Consider the following 17062-nt stretch of genomic DNA (forward strand, 5'->3'; position numbering starts at 1 on the left):
GTAGTTCTGACCACATTGCTCGCCCTGTCCCTCGCGGGCTGCGGCAGTACGCCACCGGAGCGGCCCGCCCCCACCAGTGCCGCCGCCGCACCCGCTGCCACCACCTCCACCACCACCCAGGCTCCCGCCTCCGACACCCACGAACGCCTCCGCGTCGGCTCCACCACCCGCTCGTACCTCCTGCACCGCCCGGGTGGTGACAAAGGAGACAAGCCGGATCGCCCCCGCCCCCTCCTCCTCGCGTTCCACGGCCGTGGCGAGACCGCCGAGGACATGCGGGAGCGTGCTCACCTCGACAAGGCGGCGGGCGCGCGCGGCATGCTCGTCGCGCATCTCGAAGCCGTACGCAAGATGTGGAGCGCCGACACCGCCCCCACCGCGCAGCGCCCCGACCCGAACGTGGACCTCCGCTTCGCCGAGCAGCTGATCTCCACGCTCGTACGAGACGGTGCGGCCGATCCGAAGCGGGTGTACGCAGTCGGCTTCTCCAACGGCGGTTCGATGGCGCTGCGGCTCGCGGCGGAACGCCCCCGCACGGTGGCCGGGGCGGCCTCCGTCGCCGGCCAACTGGCGGCCGGATCCGCGCGGACGGGACCGTCCGGGCCAGTCCCCGTGATGATCGTTTACGGGGCGGACGACCGGGTCCGTCCCATGGCGGGCGTACCGAACCCGCCCCCGCCCGCGCCGGGCCAGGAGCCCATGACCGCGACCGTCTCGACGCGGGCCAGTGCCGAGGCGTTCGCACGGGCGGCCAGGGCGAAGCCGCCCGTCACGGAAAAGCGGTCGGGCTACGACCGCACTCTCTGGGCACCGGGCACACCGGGCAACGCCCCCGTGGAACTCCTCGTCATGCACGGCGCCGGCCACACCTGGCCCGGTTCGACCGCCTCCCCGCCGCCCCACTTCGGCCGCACCAGCACCTCACTGAACGCGACGAACACCGTCCTCGACTTCCTCAGCAAAACCGGAATCGGGACCGGAACCGGAACCGGAAGCGGGACCCCATGAACAAGCCCCTCCGCCACATAGCCGTCTTCTGCGGAGTGCTGATGACGGCCCTGCTCGGCCAGGTGACCTGGGTCCAGTTCCACCAGGCCGAGACCCTCGCCGAGCACCCCGACAACCGCCGCGTGACCGTCAAGAACTTCGCGCAGCCGCGCGGCGACATCATCGTCGGCGGCAAGCCGATCACCGGTTCCGTCGCGACGCCCGGCTCTGACCTCAAGTACAAGCGCGTCCTCCAGGACGGCCCGATGTACGCCCCGGTCACCGGCTACTTCTCCCAGGCCCAGGGGTCGACCCTGCTGGAGGGCGTGCACAACGACGTGCTCTCCGGCAAGGACAGCCGTCTCCTGTCCGGCCCGCTCGCCCCGCTGACCGGCAAGCGCCCGGACGGCGGTGATGTGCTCACGACCATCAACCCCGCCGCGCAGAAGGCCGCGTACAAGGGCCTGACCGACCTGAAGGCCACGGGCGCGGTGGTCGCGCTCGACCCGCGCACCGGCAGGATCCTCGCGATGGCGAGCACGCCCTCGTACGACCCGTCCCGCTTCGCCGGGATCTCCCACAAGGAGGGCCGGGAGTTCCAGAGACTGGCCGAGGACAAGCGCAAGCCGCTCAGCAACCGGGCGATCCGGGAGATCTATCCGCCCGGCTCCACCTTCAAGATCCTCACGGCGGCAGCGGCCATCGAACACGGCACGGTGACCAACATCGACACCCCCTCCGACGCCCCGGCGCCCTACCGCCTCCCGCTCAGCACCACCGAGATCGGCAATGTCGTCCCCGACTCCCAGTGCGACAAGGTCTCGATGCGGACCGCCATGCAGTGGTCCTGCAACAACGTCTTCCTCGACGCGGCACTGCGCACCGGGAAGGACAAGATGCGGGAGACGGCCGAGAAGTTCGGCTTCAACAAGGAGCAGTTCACGCCGGTACGCACCGCCGCGAGCGGTTACCCGAGCGCGCTGGACAAGCCCCAGACCGCGCTGACCGGCATGGGCCAGGGCAGCGTGACGACGACACCGCTCCAGATGGCCATGGTGACGGCGGGCCTCGCCAACGACGGCAAGGTGATGAAGCCGTACCTGGTCGACGAGTTGCGCGGCGCCGACCAGTCGACACTGCAGAAGTACGAGCCCGAGGTCCTCCACCAGGCGGTCTCCGCCGCCACCGCGAAGAAGGTGCAGGAAATGATGGAGTACACGGTCACCGACGGCACCGGCAGCAAGGTCGCCGTCGAAGGAGTCACGGTCGGCGGCAAGCCCGGCACGGCACAGCACGGCGCGGATGTGCGCGACGAGCGCCCGTACGCATGGTTCGTGTCGTACGCGAAACAGCCGGACGGCACGTCACCGGTGGCGGTCGCGGTGCTGGTCGACCCGGAGGATATGGACATCTCCAGGGCGGACATCGCGGGCGGCCGGCTGGGGGCGCCTATCGCGAAGGCGGTGATGGAGGCGGTGCTGCAGAAGTAGCGGCTGCGTACGCCGTGGGCGGCACCCCGATCCGGGTCGTGAAATCGCGGACGAGATGGGCCTGGTCGCTGTAGCCGAGTTCGGCTGCCAGGCCGGCCCAGTCCGTCGTGGCACCGGTGCCCGCCCGTTCCAGGGCTTCGTGGATGCGGTGGCGCAGGATGACCCACTTCGGGCTGACGCCCACGTACGCGGCGAACAGCCGCTGGACCTGGCGCACCGATACGCCCGCCGTCCCGGCGACCTCGTCGACGCGGCGGATCGACCGGTCCCTGCGGATGCGGTCGGCCAGCGCCATGGCCCGTTCGGCCTGCGGGTCGGCTGCCGGGCCGAGGGCGAGGAGGAAGTCGTCGAGCGCGGCAACACGGGCGTCCTCCTCCTGCGGCCCGAGAACCGCGGGAGGTGTGGCGGCGAAACCCGGGAACGTTTCGGCGAGTGGCACCCGTCGGCCGGTCAGCTCCGACACCGGCCGGCCCGGCAGGAACGGCCGGAAGCCGCCCGGCCTGAACTGGATCCCGCACACCCGGCCGCACCCCTCCAGCTTCTGGGTGAAGAGTTCCAGCCCGATGCCTGCGACCTCGCCGAAGCCCATGGCAGCGGAGTCCTCGGTCTGCCCGTACCGCTGGAAGACGATGTTCACGGAGGGGTGCGGGACGACATGCGTCAGGTACGGCTCCGCCAGGTCCCAGTCGATCAGCCAGTAGTGCTCGACGTACGGTCGCAGCGGCTCGGCGGGCTCCCGGCGGCGGAAGCGGACGTGCGTGAAGAGTTCCGAGGCGGCGACGATGCCCCGGGTGTCGCGACGTGGCCCTGGCATGGGCCCGATCCTATGTCGCGTTTCTTCAAGCCACCGGGGGCCCGGCAGCTCTACCGTCAGACGCATGAACGACAAGATCAGCGACATGCTCGCAGTGGCCGCCGCACGTGCGGAACCCGTGGTGCGCGGCGTGGCCGACGGACAGCTCGGCGCCCGTACACCGTGCGCCGACTACGACGTACGGGACCTGCTCAACCACCTGTTCCATGTCGTGGTCGGCTTCCAGTCGCTCGCGGCCGGAAAGGAAGCGGACTTCTCCACCACCCCGGACTACCTGAAGGGGAACTGGCGCGACCGCTTCGGCGCGGAGACCGCGCTGCTCGTCACGGCCTGGGCGGCGCCCGGCGCCGACGAGGGCACCAAGGGCAGCATGAACCTCCCGGCCCGTACGGTCGGCTCGATGGCGCTCCTCGACCTGACCGTGCACGCCTGGGACCTCGCCCGCGCGACCGGCCAGGACTTCACACCCGACGAGGAGGGCCTCCGGGCGCTCGGCGCGCTGGTGACGCAGATGGGCCCGACGGCCAGGCAGATGAAGGTGCTCGCCGAGCCGTGCCCGGTGGTGGAGGGGGCGACGCCCTTCGAGGAGCTGCTGGCGTCGACAGGTCGCCGTGCCGACTGGCTGCCGGATCAGCTCTGACCAGGCACTTCGTACGCCCAGTGCACCGAAGCCCTCGTCCTGGTACGCCGAAGCCCTCGGGCGCTGGAGCCCGGTGCGCTGGAGCCGGTGCGCTGGAGCCGGTGCGCCGAAGCCCAGTAACGCCGAAGCCCTCGGGCGCCGAGGACCGTGCGCCGAGGGCTTCGTACAGCGAGAGGTTCCTACTTGCCCTTCTCGGCCTTCATCTCCTTGATCCGCACCGTCTCCTTGCGGACCTCGGCCTGCGTGGCGCGCTCCTTCTGGAGCCACTCGGGGTTCTCGTCCTTGAGCGCGTCGATCTGCTCGGTGGTGAGCGCGTCGGTGACTCCGCCGCGGGCGAGGCCGGAGATGGAGATGCCGAGCTTGTTCGCAACGACCGGGCGGGGGTGCGGGCCGTTGGCGCGCAGGTCCTGGAGCCACTGGGGCGGCTCGGTCTGGAGCGTGTTCAGCTCGGCGCGCGAGACGACGCCCTCCTGGAACTCGGCGGGGGTGGCCTCAAGGTACACACCCAGCTTCTTCGCCGCGGTGGCGGGCTTCATGGTCTGGGTGCTCTGGTGCGACGTCATGAGCCCAAGGGTATCGAGCATGTGCGCTACCGCTGACCACGGCCGGTAACCTGGCCCGCGTGACAGGCTCGGAAGCACCCTCCTCCCCCACCTCCCCGGCGTCCCCCGCGCCCTCGTTCCGGCTCGCGTACGTCCCGGGCGTGACGCCCACCAAGTGGGTGAGGATCTGGCGCGAGCGGCTGCCCTACATCCCGCTGACCCTGGTCGCGGCGTCCCCCGCAGAGGCGTTCGACGTACTGCGCGGCGGCGGGGCCGACGCCGGTTTCGTACGGCTGCCGGTGGACCGTACGGACCTCAGCGCGATCCCCCTCTACACCGAGACCACGGTCGTCGTGATCCCCAAGGACCACGTCATCGCGGCCGTCGAGGAGATCGCGGCGGAGGACCTCGCCGACGAACTGGTCCTGCACCCCCTCGACGACACCCTCGACTGGGAGCAGCTCCCGGGCCGGGCCGCGAACGAGCGTCCCGAGACCACCGCGGACGCGATCGAACTGGTCGCGGCGGGCGTCGGCGTGCTCGTCGTGCCGCAGTCGCTGGCCCGCCTGCACCACCGCAAGGACCTCACGTACCGGACGGTCACGGGCGTCCCCGAATCGCGTGTCGCACTGTCGTGGGCACAGACCGATTCGGGTGAGCCGCCCGAGCTGGTCGAGCACTTCATCGGGATCGTACGAGGCCGAACGGTCAACAGCACCCGCGGCCCGGCCCTGCCTCCGACCGGCCAGCCGAAGGGCAAGGGCGCGGCCGGCAAGGGAGCCGCGAAGGGCGGGGCGCGGAAGCCCGCGGCCAAGAGCACCAGGGGCGGCGCCGGAGGCGCGAAGGCGGGCGGAAGCAAGACCGGCGGCGGCAAGGCCACCGCCAAGAACAGCAAGAGCAACAGCAACAAGGGCGGCGCCGCCAAGCGCGGCAAGCCGCGTCGATAGTCGCTGCGGGGATGGGGGCGGGGCGGTCGGGAGCGGCGCGCCCCCGCCCGACGGACGCCGCGCGGCCCCGTCTGCCGGTCATCGCGCGGCCCCGTCGGCCGGTCGCGCGGCCCCGTCCGCCGGACGCGCGGGGCCGTCCGCCGGACGCGCGGCCCCGTCCGCCGGACGCGCGGGGCCGTCCGCCGGACGCGCGGCCCCGTCCGCCGGACGCGCGGGGCCGTCCGGCGGACGCGCGGGTCAGTCCCTGACCTGGATCAGGGCATGCGTACCGCCGGTCCGCCAGCGCTGTCCGTGCTCCGCCACGAGCACCTCCTCGGCGCCCTCCGCCAGCCCCACCAGTACGTCCGACTTCAGCGTGCGCAGCGCGGCCACCGGGCCGGGGAAGTACGCGGTGCGGTCCGCGAACGGGGTCGTCGCGGGCCACATCCGGTCGCCGACCAGGCGCCGGTAGTTCAGGTCGCCCTTCATCAGCGTCACGGTGGCTTCGGCGAAGTCCTGCCGCAGATCGTCGGGCATGTCCTCGTACGGCAGCGGCGCACAGGAGAAGGGGTGCGCCCGCACCTCGATCCGGCCGCTCGCCATGTCGTCCCACAGCCGGTGTCCGGCCGCGCCCGCCGCTCCGTCGGCTCCCCTCAGGTGCCGCAGGCAGTCCACGACGTCGGCGGTCGTCGCGTCGGAGACGAAGTAGGGGTACGGCTTGACGTGCAGGACGACGCGCTCGGCGTGGCCGTACCGCAGGAGGTGGTCGACGAGGAGGAGGTCGGGGAGCAGCTCACGGCCTGCGTTGTCGGCGACGAGGCAGACGGTGCGCGTGGTACCGGCGGTACGGGCGACGGTGCTTGCGGTACCGGCGGTGCTTGCGGTACCGGCGTGCGGCATCCCGGCGGGCAGCAGCGCCCAGAGTGCTGCGGAGTCGTCCGCCACGAGCGCTTCGTCGGTACGTTGCCCGGCCGCGCCTGCCCCCATCAGGAAGCCCAGGTCCGCCCGGTTTCCCCAGAGCGAGCCGAGCAGCAGTGCCCGCGCACGTTCCGCCTCCGGCTTCGACGCGAGCTGCCCCACTGCGGCCAACTCCCCCTCCGTCTCAGGGGTGCTGAGTTCCGCGCGCTTGAACGGGCCGAACGGGTCGACCCCCTGCCAGGGCCCCGCTTCGAAGTACCCGACGGCCCCCAGCAGCCGCCGGTAGAAGTAGCTCTCCGCCCACAGGAACGGCGCGTCGAACCACGACCGCCCCAGATGCCCCTTCCCCCACACTTCCCACTGCTCCCGGTCCCGGTCGTCGCCGGGCGGGGGCGGCTCGATCACGCCGTGCGCCGTCTCCTCAGGGAGCGCGTCGAGCGCCCGGTGCTGCCCCGGCCCGTACGGAAACGCCTTGCGCACCCGCTCGATGAGCGCGGGGTGCCGCTCGGCGAGCACGCTGCGGGCGAAGGATCCGGGCTCGTCGCACCGGATGACGGGCGCCTCGGCAGGATCGGCAAGATCGGCAGGGCCTGGAGAATCAACCATGCCTCGATTCTGCCTGCCACGAGGAACGCAGCCCCTCCCCGCCCGCACCTCACCCGAAGCTCGCCGCCTCCAGCACCACGAACAGCCCGACGGCCGCGTTGAGCGCCGACAGGGTGGACGCCGCCGTCCCCGCCGCCGCGACGATCGCCGCGACTCCGGCCGAAGTGAGTGCGGAGGGCCAGCCGTTGGCGGGCGGGACCGGGCCGAGCAGGGCCGCCACCCGCCGGGGCACCGGGCCCGCCTCGGCGAAGGCCGCGAGCCCGGGAAAAGCGGTGCTCCCGGTGGCTGGGCGCACGGCCAGGAGGGCGGCCTTGCCCACCGCGCGGGCCGTCGCACGGCGGTCCCCTGTCGCCTGCGCGGCCTCTTCGTCGGCCCACCGCTCGGTGCAGTAGCCGACCGCTCTGCGTAGCGGGCGCAGCAGGGGGTTCGCACACCCGGCCAACTGGACGGCGAGCAGCAGCCGGTGGTGGCGTCCGGTGAGATGGGCGCGTTCGTGGGCGAGAAGGGCGTGGCGCTCGGTGTCGGTGAGGGCCGCCATCATGCCGGTGGAGACGAGGATGCGGCCGCGCCGCCTGCCGGACGCACCGGACGCACCGGACGCACCGGACGCACCGGACGCACCGAGCCCGCCGGGAAGCGCGTACGCGTACGGCTCGTCGTCCGTGAGGACCGCGACCTCGGACGAGGTACGAAGCCCGGCCAGGGCCCGGTGCGCCCTGGCCCGGTAGCGGTAGTGCCGATGGACGGTGAACGCGCAGGCCAGCAGGACCAGCGCGAGTGCGCCGATGGACACCGTTCCCGCGATCTCGTCGTAGGGAACCGCCTCGCGCACCTCCGGGTCCGACCAGCTGTCGGGCAGCGGGTTGCCGGGGAGCTGTGCGGTGCCGACGACGACGAGGAGTCCGAGGCAGACCGTGCTGCAGACGGCGAGGATCGCGGCCACGGCCGTGAGGAGCCGGGCGGCGGTACGCGGGTGGAGGTGCTGTTCGGCGAGGCGGGCCATGGGGAGAGCGGTGAGCGGAAGAATCAGCGGCAGATAGACGAAGACACCCATCGATCAGCGCTCCGGACCTTCGGACTCACCGGAACCGCCGAGCCCACCGGACCCGTCGGACGCACCGGACCCGTCTGACCCGTCTGACCCGCCGAGCCCGCTCTCGCCGAGCAGGTTGCGCAACAGCCGCTCGTCGTCCGGCGAGAGCGCCGACACGAAGCTGGAGAGCACGGCGTCACGGTCGTCCTCCTTGTCGAGCAGCTTGCGCATCCGCAGCGCGACCAGCCCGGCCCCGTCGGCCACCGGCGTCCACTCGAAGGACCGCCCGGACCGGGTACGGGTCACAGCGCCCTTGTCGTACAGCCTGGTCAGGATGGTGATGACGGTGGTGTACGCGAGACCGCCGCCGAGCTGTTCCTGTACCCACGCGGCCGTCACCGGACCCGGCGCGGCCCCGAGCACGGACAGCACCTGCGTCTCCAGCTCACCCTGCCCACGCCGACGGTCACGCGGACGCGCGCCCTCCGCCCCGGCCCCGCCATCAGCGCCGCCGCCCCCACCGACTGCACCGCCCCCACCGTCCGAACGGTCTGCCATGCCCGGCTCCCTTCCCTCCCGCCTCCCGCTGACCTTTTGTCCGGCGGACATCCGGGCATCGTAACTACTCGCAGCCCATCGGCACGTGCCGGGCGAAGAACGCGCGCAGCTGGCCCCGCACCACCGGAACCGACTGCTCCGGCCGGATCGCACCTACCATCGCGCGCCGCTCCTCCCCCGTCATCAGCCCGGCGGACTGCAACTGCGGTACGAGAGAGGCGTAGTCGGTGAACACCCAGTGGTTCGCGCCGACCAGCCGGCGCACGGCCGTCCGGCCCTGCGGGTGGCCGAGCATCGCGGACCAGGAGCGGTCAAAGCGCGCGTTGCGGAATCCGTCCGTCCCGAACAGCAGCAGGGGACGGTCCACGCCGTGCCGGGTGACCGGAAGCAGCTCCCCCGCCTCGCCGGGCCGCTCCGCGGGCCAGTCCAGATAGCCCTCCAGATTGACCGCGGCACCGATCCGCCGGTCCTCGTACAGCGCCTCGGACGCTGCGGTTCCGCCCGCCGAGTGCCCGTACACGCCCACCCGCCGCAGGTCCAGGGCCTGCCCCAGTCCGGCGGGCAGCCGTCGGCCCCCGGCGTCCGGGTTCCGCCCGGCGTCCGCCAGCGCCGTCAACTCGTCGAGTACGAAGCGGAGATCGGCGAGCCGTGCGGCGATCATCGCCCGGAACACCTGCGGAACATCGGGGGTCCCCGGCAGCGCGTACTCCCGTATCGACCCATCAGGGAACTCGACGCCGCCCGGCTCCCCGGGGTGGTCGACCGTCACCACCACGTACCCGTGACTCGCCAGGTCCTCGGCCAGTGAGGTCCCGACGGTACGGGGATCCGCACCGCCCGGTGTATAGAGCAGCACCGGCCGCCGCCCCGGTAGCGCGGGTACGGCCCTGCGGGAGTGGGTCGCGGTGGCGGCCCAGTCCACCCCGCTGTCCGGCAGCTCCTTGTGCCCCACCAGGGGGTCGAAGGCCGTGAACGCCGCCGCCGTGCCGGGCGTCATCTGCGGCGCCACCGGAATGCCGTGCGCGGCACGGGCCGGATAGAAGACCGTGACCATCAACTCCCTTGCGGATCCGGCCTCGTCCCACGGGTCACGCCGCCGCCGGTCGACCAGGTGCAGGTCGACGGCCCCGGTCCGGTACGGCCCGGTCGGCGCGGGCAGCCGGACGGCAACGCCGCCCGCGGTCCGTGCGTGTGCGGTGCCGGTGCTGATGCCGCCGGTGCCGACGAGCAGTGTCGAGGCGGCCAGCACGGCCGAGGTGATGACGGCCCGCCGGTTCACTCCTGCGGTCTCGTCGCCGGTATCCGTCTTCTTGTGGGACATCGCTGACATGAGTGTTTCCCTTCTCCGCCACGGCGTCCTGTGACGCCGCTCCTTGCGCTGTTCAATGCCGCCCCTGAATGCTGGTGCGCGGCGGGGGAACAGTCGAAGGTTGAGGCTCTGCCCGAAACGATGGCGCGGCGCCCGCGGTGAACTCAGGGAAGGCAGGAAGCCGGTGACCCGGATCCACTTCACGGCCGCCGACTTCGCCCAGGTCCGTTTCGCACCCCGGCCGGCCCCGCTGCAAGAGCTGAACGCGGCGCTGATGACGATGTGCCGCCCCGATCAGGAGCTGCTCTTCGGCCGCTGGAGGCGGCGGGTGCTCCGGTCCCTGCCCGTCACCGCCGAGCCGCTGGGCGACCTGGTCCCCGCCGCCGAGGCTCCGCTCTTCCTCGACGTCTTCAGCGACACCCTGGAAGAGGGTCTTGACACCGTACGGGCCTCGCGGCCGGAGCTGGTCCGTACCGAGATCGAGCGGGTGTACTCCCGGAGCGCGGCCCCGGCACCGTTGTGGACGCGGAACCTCCACCGTGGTGACGCCGATGCCTGGCAGGTCCTGCGCCGTGCCCAGCGCGCGGCCTTCGACACGGTCGTACGCCCCGTGTGGGGTCTGGTGCAGGACCTGCACCAGACGGAGTTCACCCGCCATGCGGTGACCGTCGCCGAACACGGCATCGGAGCCGCGCTGACCGCGCTCGTCCCCGGCGCCCGGTTGCACGACGACGTCTGGGAGTTCGACGGACCGCCGGGTGACTTCGTACTGCACGGGCGCGGTGTGCTGCTGCTGCCCACCTTCCACTGGACCGGCCGGCCCACCGTCGCCGACCTGCCGGGCCACCCGCTGGTCGTGACCTGTCCGGCAGGCCCCGGCCTGCCGCTCGCGCCGGACGGGGCGGGCCGTACGGACGAGGCGTTGGCGGCGGTGCTCGGCCGGACCCGCCTCGACATCCTGTTCCGGCTCGCGGAGGAGCACACCACCAGCGGGCTCGCCCGGCGGCTGGGCGTCAGCAACGCCACCGCTTCGGCCCACGCGACGGCACTGCGCGGCGCCGGGCTGATCACCTCGGTCCGCGCCGGGCGGGCGGTGCTCCACCGGCGGACGCCGTTGGGGAGCCTGCTGGTTCAAGGCCGTACGGGGACTCGGGCAGCGTCCGAGTAGCCTGCGGCCGCCCGCTTGGTGGCAGCGCGTACGGCCGTGAGCTGGAGCAGCAGCGCCGCCGCCGCGAATCCGGCGGCCCAGAGCGGGAGTACGGACCCGCTCCAGCCGAAGGCGAACGCGGCGCCGCCGAGGCCGGAGCCGATGGCGCTGCCGAGGTAGAGCGCGGACTCGTTGAGGGCGACGGCGACCGGGCCGCCCCGTTCGCCGCGCGCCGCCAGCAGGTCGTTCTGCTGCGGTACTTGGAGGGCCCAGCCGACCGCACCCCAGACGGCGATGGGGACGAGGGCCAGCAGCGGGGCGATCGGCGCGGCGAGGCGGAAGGCCAGCAGGGACACCACCAGGATCGCGAGGATGCCGACGACCAGGGTGGCGGGGCGGCGGACGCGGTCGACGAGCGAGCCGATGGCGATGGAGCCGATGACGCCGCCGAGGCCCCAGGCCCAGAGGTACGGCGTGATGTTCTCGACGCCGCCCATGGTGCCGGTGGCCATGACGGGGACGAAGTACGTGTAGAGGCCGAGGCTGGCGACGGCCGCGAGGAGCGAGACTCCGACGACGGAGGCGACGCGCGGATCGGTCACCACCTGGGCGCGCCTGCGGAGACTCACGGTCTCGGTGGCCGGGAGGCGCGGCAGCCGTACGAGAAGTCCGGCGAGGGCGGCGAGGCCGATGGCGGTGACCAGCCACAGGGTGGCGCGCCAGCCGGTGTGCTGGGCGATGTAGACCCCGGCGGGCACGCCGATGACGGTGCCCGAGCTCATCCCGCCCATGATCACGGCGAGGGCGCGGCCCCGTCGCTCGCGGTCGACGAGCGAGGCGGCGGCGGAGGCCGCGAGCGCGAGGTAGAGACCGGCGCCGACACCGGCGAAGGCGCGGGTGACCAGGAGCACGGGCAGTGAAGTGGCCAGCGCGGAGCCCGCGTTGGCGAGGGCGAAGACCGCCAGGGAGGCGAGCAGTCCGCTGCGTACGCGGGAGGCGGGGAGGAGGGTCGCGAAGACCGGGGAGGCGAGGGCGTACGCGAGGGTGAAGGCGGTGACCATCTGGCCGGTGGCGGAGACGGAGGAGTCGAAGTCGGCGGCTATGGAGGGCAGGAGGCCTGCGGTGACATAGGCGTCGAGGCCGAGTGCGAAGGCGCCGAGGCCCAGCAGGTAGACGAGTTTCACTGGCGCACCGATTCTCATTGTTCGAAGGTTGCAGTACATAGGAACATCCGAACAGGAACACCCCCGCACCACATCCGGCAAGCAGGAACGGTGAATTCCGGCCACCCGGCACTCGTGGGCAGCTGTGCGATTCTTGAGGGGTGCGCCACTACTTCCACCCGGAGATCGAAGACGTCTGCCTGCCCGACGTCCTGTTCGCGCTGAGCGACGCCACCCGTCTGGGCATCGCGGTCGCGCTCGCGGACGGCCAGGAGCGCACGGCGGGCGAACTCGGCGGCAGCATCGCCAAGTCGACGATGACCCACCACCTCAAGATCCTCCGCGAGGCCGGCACCCTGCACGTCCGCTCGGAAGGCACCCGCTGCTACAACTCGCTGCGCCTGGCGGAGCTGGAGGACCGCTTCCCTGGCCTGCTGGACCAGCTCCTGGCCTTCGCCGTGAGGTGCGGCTACACGTCGGCGGACGCGCACCGCTGACCCTCACGCCTCTGTTCTCCCCTTGACCTCAAGCGCTCTCCCCTTGACCTCAAGTCCGCTTGATGTCGCATCGTGAGCACCACATCAGGGACTCACGGACTGACGGACTGAGGTACTCACCATGCACGCGATACGACTGCACGCCTTCGGCCCCGCCGCCAACCTGACCTACGAAGAGGTCCCCGACCCGACCCCGGGCCCGGGACAGGTACGTATCGAAGTGGAGGCGAGCGGCGTCCACTTCATCGAAACCACCCTCCGCCGGGGCAACGGCATCGGCCCGCACGACCCCCCGCCGCTCCCCCACTCCCCCGGCGCGGAGGCCGCCGGAATCGTGGCGGAAGTCGGTCCGGGCGTCGACGCCGAGTGGCTCGGACGGCGCGTGGTGGCAGAACTGGCTGCGGACGGCGGCTACGCCGAGCAGGCTATCGCCGCGGCCGACGACCTCCACCCCGTCCCCGACCACCTGGACGCGGCCACCGCCGTGGCGATGATCACGACAGGAGCCACGACCCAGGGCCTGCTCCACGCCGCTCGGCTCACCGCCTCGGACGTGGTGCTGGTGATGTCGGCAGCCGGTGGCGTGGGCAGCCTCCTGGTGCAGGAGGCACGGCGCGCGGGGGCCACGGTCGTCGGAGTGGCAGGCGGCCCGGCCAAGGTGCGCCACGTCCGCGAACTCGGCGCCGACGTGGCGGTGGACTACCGGGACACCGACTGGCCGGATCAGGTCCACCGAGCTCTGCGAGCCCTGGCCGCCGCACCGCACGGAGGCACGCACGGCGACATCGTGACCGTGGTCCTCGACGGCGTCGGCGGCACCGCCGGCCGCGCCGCCCTCGAACTCCTGGGCCCCGGCGGGCGCTTCCTCCTGCACGGCTGGGCCTCCGGCACGCCCACCGCCCTCACCACCGAGGACCTCGTCGCACGCGGACTCACCGCCATCTGGGCCCTCGGCCCGGCCATGCTCCCGCCCGGCGGCCACCGCGAACTCCAGTCCCGCGCCCTGCACCGCGCGGCCACCGCGGGCCTCACCCCGCTCCTCTCCCGTTTCCCCCTGGCCAAGGCCGCCGACGCACACGCCGCCCTGGAGTCACGCGGGGCCATGGGCAAGGTGGTTCTGCTGCCGCGGGGATGACCGACAACCCTCAGTCGCGACGACTACGACACCAGGGCGGGCGCCAGCTCGCGCCACTCACGGTCCGGGAAGGCGTCCGGGTCCGCCGTGAGGACCTGGACGCAGACGTGGTCGGCGCCCGCGTCGAGGTGCTCCCGTACGCGCCGGCGGATCGCCTCCTCGTCGCCGTACGCCACGATCGCGTCCACCAGGCGGCGGCTCGGCCCGCCGTTCGGACCGCCGGAGAGGTCCGCGTCGCCGAACCCCAGGCGGCGCAGGCTGGCCTGCTGGTGCGGGGCCGCAGCGACGTAGAGGCCGACGTGCGCGGTGGCCACCTCACGGGCGCGCGCGAGGTCGGTGTCCAGGACAACGGCCTGTTCGACGCCGAGGAAAGCGTCCGGGCCCATGATCGTGCGGGCCCGCACGGTGTGCTCGACGGGTACGAAATAGGGGTGTGCTCCCCAGGCGCGGGTCGCGGCGAGTTCCAGCATCCGGGGGCCGAGCGCGGCCAGCAACCGGCGCGGGGCCGGGTCGGCCGCCGGGCTGCCGACGGGTGCCGCGTCCATGGCGTCGAGGTAGGCGCGCATCGCAGCCATCGGCCCGCCGCGCCGAGCGCCCGTTCCGTCGGCCCCGCTCTCTCCCCACACCGACTGCACAGTGCTGTCGACCCGGTGGCCGCCCAGCCCGAGGACGTACCGTCCGGGAAAGGCCTCGCCGAGGGTACGGGTCGCGCTCGCCGTCGCGACGGGGTCCCGGCGTTCGACGCTGGCGATGCCGGAGGCGACGACGAGGCGCCGGGTCGCGGACAGCAGCAGCCACGCCTGGCCGACGGTGTCCCGGCCGAACGCCTCCCCGTACCAGATCGCCCCGTACCCCAACTCCTCGATCTCGGCGGCTGCTTCACGTACCCGGCCTGCGGACCGGCCGTCGAAGGCGAAGGTCCAGATCCCGACCCGGCCCAGCTCGGTGCGTGCTCCGGCTTCTGTCATCCATGTCTCCCTGAACGGGCGCCGCAGAGCGGAACGGCGCGGCAAGGCTTTCCGGAGAGGTTCTCCGGTTAGCCGTCGCTACAATACGGAGAAGCTCTCCGCTTGACCAGCCCTCTCCTCCCAGCCGGACAGGACCGCAGCGATGACCACCCACAAACCACGCCGCACGGACGCACGCCTCAACCGCGAGCGGCTGGTGACGGCCGCACAGGAGGTCTTCGCCGAGGCGGGGCCCGAGGCGTCGCTCAACGAGATCGCCCGGCGGGCAGGGGTGGGCCCCGGAACCCTCTACCGCAACTTCCCCCACCGTGAGGCCCTGTTGGCGGCGGTCCTGCAGGAGCGGATCGAGAGACTGTGCGCGCTCGCGGAGAACCTGCTCGGCGCGGAATCAGCCGACGAGGCGCTGGCGGAGTGGCTGTACGCCTTCATGGAACACGCCCGCCTCAACCAGGGCATGGGCAGCGCCCTTCTCCTTACGGAGGATGCGGCCCGAGGGGCTTCCGAGCCGCCGGGCATCGACTGCCACCGCATGATCCAGGACGCGGCCCACGCACTCCTCGCACGCGCCCAACAGCGGGGCACGGCGCGCACGGACCTCGCCTCCGACGACCTCGTCCCGCTCGTCGTCGGCATCGCCCTGTCCACGGCCCACGGTGGTGTCCGGCAGGACGAGGAGCAGCCACGACGCCTGCTGGGGCTCGTCCTGGACGCCGTCCACGGAGGAAGCCGGCAGGGATGATCCCTGCGGCTACGAGCCCTGCCCGGCTCCCGCCTCCCCCATCGGGAACATGATCGGGCTGAGCAAGTGCTGCGTGCGCTCCGGACCCGGCCCGTTCTGCATGCGCGGCGCGATCGCGGCCCGCAGATCACCGATCAGGGCAATGAGTTCCTCTTGGCTGAGCCAGAGCGCGTGCTGCCGGAATCCCACCAGGTCAGCGGCCGGATCCGCGTCGTCCCTGTCGAGGTAGGCACCGAACTCGGCGAGCAGGACGGCCGTCGCCGCCGCGAATCCCCGGCGGTAGTCCTCCGTCGAGAGCCGCGCGGCAGGGTCGGCCGCCGGGTCGTCGGCGATCACCGCCCGCTCCTTGCGCAGCCGGAAGGTGCGCTCCACCGCGCCCCGTACCCGCTGTTCGCTCTCCACCTCCAGGACGCCCGCGTCGGCGAGGAGGGCGATGTGCCGGTAGGCGCTGGTCTTGGAGACGTCCGGCATACGTGCGCAGAGCTGAGCGGTCGTCATCAGGTGACCGCCGGAGAGCGCGTGCACGACACGGAGCCGCACGGGGTGCAGAAGCAGATCGGTCGTATCCATGACTGAATGTTCCCATGCCTGCTACCTTTCCCAAAGTTGGGAATGATGCTGGCGATGCCGTCACGAACACCGGCGGCTCACGAACACACCAGGGAGCAGCGATGCAGGGTCAACTTCCGCCACTGGGGCGGATGTACGAGGTCGGAGCGGGCGACAGCAGGTCCGAGGGGCGGCAGCTGATGCTGCACCGGTCCGGTTCCGGCGGCCCGGCCGTGGTGCTGCTGCCGGGGGCGGGCCTGGTCGGCCTGGACTTCCTCAACATCCAGGCCGGAGCGGCGCAATTCACGACGAGCGTGCTGTACGACCGGGCGGGCACGGGCTGGAGCGACCCGGCCACCCTGCCCCGCACCCCCAACGAGGTGACCGACGAGCTGCGCGAACTGCTGCGCGCCGCCGGGACACCCGGCCCGTACCTCCTGGTGGGCCACTCCCTGGGCGCGTTCTACGCGCGCCGCTACGCACAGCGGTTTCCCGACGAGGTGGCGGGGCTGCTCCTGCTGGACCCCGGCCACGAGGACATACACACGTACATGCCGGAGGAGGTCGCCGGGATGAGCGACCAGCTGAAGCGCGACCCGGACACCCTGCCGGACCGACTGACGGACGAACAGATCCGATTGGCGCGCGAGCAGTGGGCGCAGCTGTACGCGCGGTGGCCGACCGAGGTGCGCGAGCAGCTCATCAAGCACAATCTGGCATCCTGGCGCACCGCCTTCGTGGAGGTGCTGAACTTCGAGACCGAGGTGTACGAGGAACTGCGCGGCGGCGGCGCCCTGCCCGACGTACCGCTGACGGTGCTCACGGCGGGCGGAACCAACCCGTACTGGGCGCAGTTCATGCCGGAGAAGTTGCTGCGAGAGGCACACGACGGTCTGCGGTCCCTGCATGCGGCCATGGCCGCGGCCGTCCCCCGGGGCGAGCACCACGAGGTCGCGGGCGCTTCGCACCAGTACCTCCACATCGAGCATCGGGACGCGGTCCTCGACGCACTGCGGGAGCTGCACGCCAAGGCGTGAACCC

The 17062-nt window shown here is 72.3% G+C and carries 18 protein-coding genes; 9 read left to right on the top strand and 9 right to left on the bottom strand.

The features are described from left to right. Window positions 1-15: 15 nt before the first annotated feature. Window positions 16-1008, top strand: a complete 993-nt coding sequence (locus ACH4SP_RS01765) for an alpha/beta hydrolase family esterase (protein WP_398408192.1) — start codon at window positions 16-18, stop codon at window positions 1006-1008. Then, a complete protein-coding gene (locus ACH4SP_RS01770; RefSeq protein WP_398408193.1) occupies window positions 1005-2477 on the top strand; it encodes a peptidoglycan D,D-transpeptidase FtsI family protein in 1473 nt (490 codons plus the stop codon). The genes ACH4SP_RS01765 and ACH4SP_RS01770 overlap by 4 nt, the downstream gene beginning before the upstream one ends. Here the strand turns inward: ACH4SP_RS01770 and ACH4SP_RS01775 are convergent. Next, window positions 2437-3291, bottom strand: coding sequence for a DUF6597 domain-containing transcriptional factor (locus tag ACH4SP_RS01775; RefSeq protein WP_398408194.1), 855 nt, complete (start codon window positions 3289-3291; stop codon window positions 2437-2439). The two genes, ACH4SP_RS01770 and ACH4SP_RS01775, sit on opposite strands and share 41 nt — an antisense overlap. A gap of 64 nt (window positions 3292-3355) precedes the next feature. On the opposite strand from ACH4SP_RS01775, the gene ACH4SP_RS01780 reads away from it, so the two are divergent. Further along, a complete protein-coding gene (locus ACH4SP_RS01780; RefSeq protein ID WP_398408195.1) occupies window positions 3356-3931 on the top strand; it encodes a TIGR03086 family metal-binding protein in 576 nt (191 codons plus the stop codon). 179 nt (window positions 3932-4110) lie between these two features. Here ACH4SP_RS01780 and ACH4SP_RS01785 read toward each other — a convergent pair whose 3' ends face one another. Next, window positions 4111-4494, bottom strand: coding sequence for a DUF5997 family protein (locus ACH4SP_RS01785; RefSeq protein ID WP_398408196.1), 384 nt, complete (start codon window positions 4492-4494; stop codon window positions 4111-4113). A 59-nt stretch (window positions 4495-4553) separates the two neighbouring features. On the opposite strand from ACH4SP_RS01785, the gene ACH4SP_RS01790 reads away from it, so the two are divergent. Further along, on the top strand, window positions 4554-5420 hold the full coding sequence (locus ACH4SP_RS01790; protein ID WP_398408197.1) for a LysR substrate-binding domain-containing protein: 867 nt from the start codon (window positions 4554-4556) through the stop codon (window positions 5418-5420). A gap of 237 nt (window positions 5421-5657) precedes the next feature. On the opposite strand, the gene ACH4SP_RS01795 is transcribed toward ACH4SP_RS01790, so the two are convergent. From ACH4SP_RS01795 to ACH4SP_RS01810, 4 genes are all read right to left on the bottom strand, one after another. After that, the gene (locus ACH4SP_RS01795) at window positions 5658-6923 is read right to left on the bottom strand and encodes a damage-control phosphatase ARMT1 family protein (RefSeq protein WP_398408198.1); all 1266 of its coding nucleotides are present in this window, start codon (window positions 6921-6923) and stop codon (window positions 5658-5660) included. Window positions 6924-6972: 49 nt separating this feature from the next. Next, complete coding sequence (locus ACH4SP_RS01800; protein ID WP_398408199.1) at window positions 6973-7977, bottom strand: M56 family metallopeptidase; 1005 nt, start codon at window positions 7975-7977, stop codon at window positions 6973-6975. A 3-nt stretch (window positions 7978-7980) separates the two neighbouring features. Beyond that, entirely contained in the window at window positions 7981-8514 is a 534-nt protein-coding gene (locus tag ACH4SP_RS01805) for a BlaI/MecI/CopY family transcriptional regulator (RefSeq protein WP_398408200.1), read from the bottom strand. A 64-nt stretch (window positions 8515-8578) separates the two neighbouring features. Further along, a complete protein-coding gene (locus ACH4SP_RS01810) occupies window positions 8579-9844 on the bottom strand; it encodes an alpha/beta hydrolase family protein (RefSeq protein WP_398408201.1) in 1266 nt (421 codons plus the stop codon). Between the two features lie 163 nt (window positions 9845-10007). On the opposite strand from ACH4SP_RS01810, the gene ACH4SP_RS01815 reads away from it, so the two are divergent. Continuing rightward, on the top strand, window positions 10008-10991 hold the full coding sequence (locus ACH4SP_RS01815) for an ArsR/SmtB family transcription factor (RefSeq protein WP_398408202.1): 984 nt from the start codon (window positions 10008-10010) through the stop codon (window positions 10989-10991). On the opposite strand, the gene ACH4SP_RS01820 is transcribed toward ACH4SP_RS01815, so the two are convergent. Next, complete coding sequence (locus ACH4SP_RS01820) at window positions 10955-12154, bottom strand: MFS transporter (RefSeq protein WP_398408203.1); 1200 nt, start codon at window positions 12152-12154, stop codon at window positions 10955-10957. The two genes, ACH4SP_RS01815 and ACH4SP_RS01820, sit on opposite strands and share 37 nt — an antisense overlap. Before the next feature lie 140 nt (window positions 12155-12294). On the opposite strand from ACH4SP_RS01820, the gene ACH4SP_RS01825 reads away from it, so the two are divergent. Further along, window positions 12295-12630 (top strand): ArsR/SmtB family transcription factor, encoded by a 336-nt coding sequence (locus ACH4SP_RS01825; protein WP_398408204.1) that lies wholly within the window; start codon window positions 12295-12297, stop codon window positions 12628-12630. 121 nt (window positions 12631-12751) lie between these two features. Next, the gene (locus ACH4SP_RS01830) at window positions 12752-13765 is read left to right on the top strand and encodes a zinc-binding dehydrogenase (RefSeq protein WP_398408205.1); all 1014 of its coding nucleotides are present in this window, start codon (window positions 12752-12754) and stop codon (window positions 13763-13765) included. A 23-nt stretch (window positions 13766-13788) separates the two neighbouring features. Here the strand turns inward: ACH4SP_RS01830 and ACH4SP_RS01835 are convergent, their stop codons facing one another. After that, complete coding sequence (locus ACH4SP_RS01835) at window positions 13789-14733, bottom strand: TIGR03620 family F420-dependent LLM class oxidoreductase (RefSeq protein ID WP_398408206.1); 945 nt, start codon at window positions 14731-14733, stop codon at window positions 13789-13791. Window positions 14734-14875: 142 nt separating this feature from the next. Here ACH4SP_RS01835 and ACH4SP_RS01840 point away from each other — a divergent pair, with 142 nt between their 5' ends. Next, on the top strand, window positions 14876-15472 hold the full coding sequence (locus ACH4SP_RS01840) for a TetR/AcrR family transcriptional regulator (RefSeq protein WP_398408207.1): 597 nt from the start codon (window positions 14876-14878) through the stop codon (window positions 15470-15472). Window positions 15473-15481: 9 nt separating this feature from the next. Here the strand turns inward: ACH4SP_RS01840 and ACH4SP_RS01845 are convergent, their stop codons facing one another. Further along, the gene (locus tag ACH4SP_RS01845) at window positions 15482-16042 is read right to left on the bottom strand and encodes a helix-turn-helix domain-containing protein (RefSeq protein ID WP_398408208.1); all 561 of its coding nucleotides are present in this window, start codon (window positions 16040-16042) and stop codon (window positions 15482-15484) included. A gap of 101 nt (window positions 16043-16143) precedes the next feature. Between ACH4SP_RS01845 and ACH4SP_RS01850 the strand changes: the two genes are divergently transcribed. Further along, window positions 16144-17058, top strand: coding sequence for an alpha/beta fold hydrolase (locus tag ACH4SP_RS01850; RefSeq protein WP_398408209.1), 915 nt, complete (start codon window positions 16144-16146; stop codon window positions 17056-17058). Window positions 17059-17062 lie beyond the last annotated feature (4 nt).

Origin of the sequence: Streptomyces sp. NPDC021093, from assembly GCF_044333135.1 — a bacterium.
Lineage (GTDB): Bacteria > Actinomycetota > Actinomycetes > Streptomycetales > Streptomycetaceae > Streptomyces.

Excerpts from the sequence above, each read along its gene's own strand:
- ACH4SP_RS01770 (WP_398408193.1), top strand. The coding sequence starts at position 1,005 with ATGAACAAGCCCCTCCGCCACATAGCCGTCTTCTGCGGAGTGCTGATG.
- ACH4SP_RS01775 (WP_398408194.1), bottom strand. The coding sequence starts at position 3,291 with ATGCCAGGGCCACGTCGCGACACCCGGGGCATCGTCGCCGCCTCGGAA.
- ACH4SP_RS01780 (WP_398408195.1), top strand. The coding sequence starts at position 3,356 with ATGAACGACAAGATCAGCGACATGCTCGCAGTGGCCGCCGCACGTGCG.
- ACH4SP_RS01785 (WP_398408196.1), bottom strand. The coding sequence starts at position 4,494 with ATGACGTCGCACCAGAGCACCCAGACCATGAAGCCCGCCACCGCGGCG.
- ACH4SP_RS01795 (WP_398408198.1), bottom strand. The coding sequence starts at position 6,923 with ATGGTTGATTCTCCAGGCCCTGCCGATCTTGCCGATCCTGCCGAGGCG.
- ACH4SP_RS01800 (WP_398408199.1), bottom strand. The coding sequence starts at position 7,977 with ATGGGTGTCTTCGTCTATCTGCCGCTGATTCTTCCGCTCACCGCTCTC.
- ACH4SP_RS01805 (WP_398408200.1), bottom strand. The coding sequence starts at position 8,514 with ATGGCAGACCGTTCGGACGGTGGGGGCGGTGCAGTCGGTGGGGGCGGC.
- ACH4SP_RS01810 (WP_398408201.1), bottom strand. The coding sequence starts at position 9,844 with ATGTCAGCGATGTCCCACAAGAAGACGGATACCGGCGACGAGACCGCA.
- ACH4SP_RS01830 (WP_398408205.1), top strand. The coding sequence starts at position 12,752 with ATGCACGCGATACGACTGCACGCCTTCGGCCCCGCCGCCAACCTGACC.
- ACH4SP_RS01835 (WP_398408206.1), bottom strand. The coding sequence starts at position 14,733 with ATGACAGAAGCCGGAGCACGCACCGAGCTGGGCCGGGTCGGGATCTGG.
- ACH4SP_RS01840 (WP_398408207.1), top strand. The coding sequence starts at position 14,876 with ATGACCACCCACAAACCACGCCGCACGGACGCACGCCTCAACCGCGAG.
- ACH4SP_RS01845 (WP_398408208.1), bottom strand. The coding sequence starts at position 16,042 with ATGGATACGACCGATCTGCTTCTGCACCCCGTGCGGCTCCGTGTCGTG.
- ACH4SP_RS01850 (WP_398408209.1), top strand. The coding sequence starts at position 16,144 with ATGCAGGGTCAACTTCCGCCACTGGGGCGGATGTACGAGGTCGGAGCG.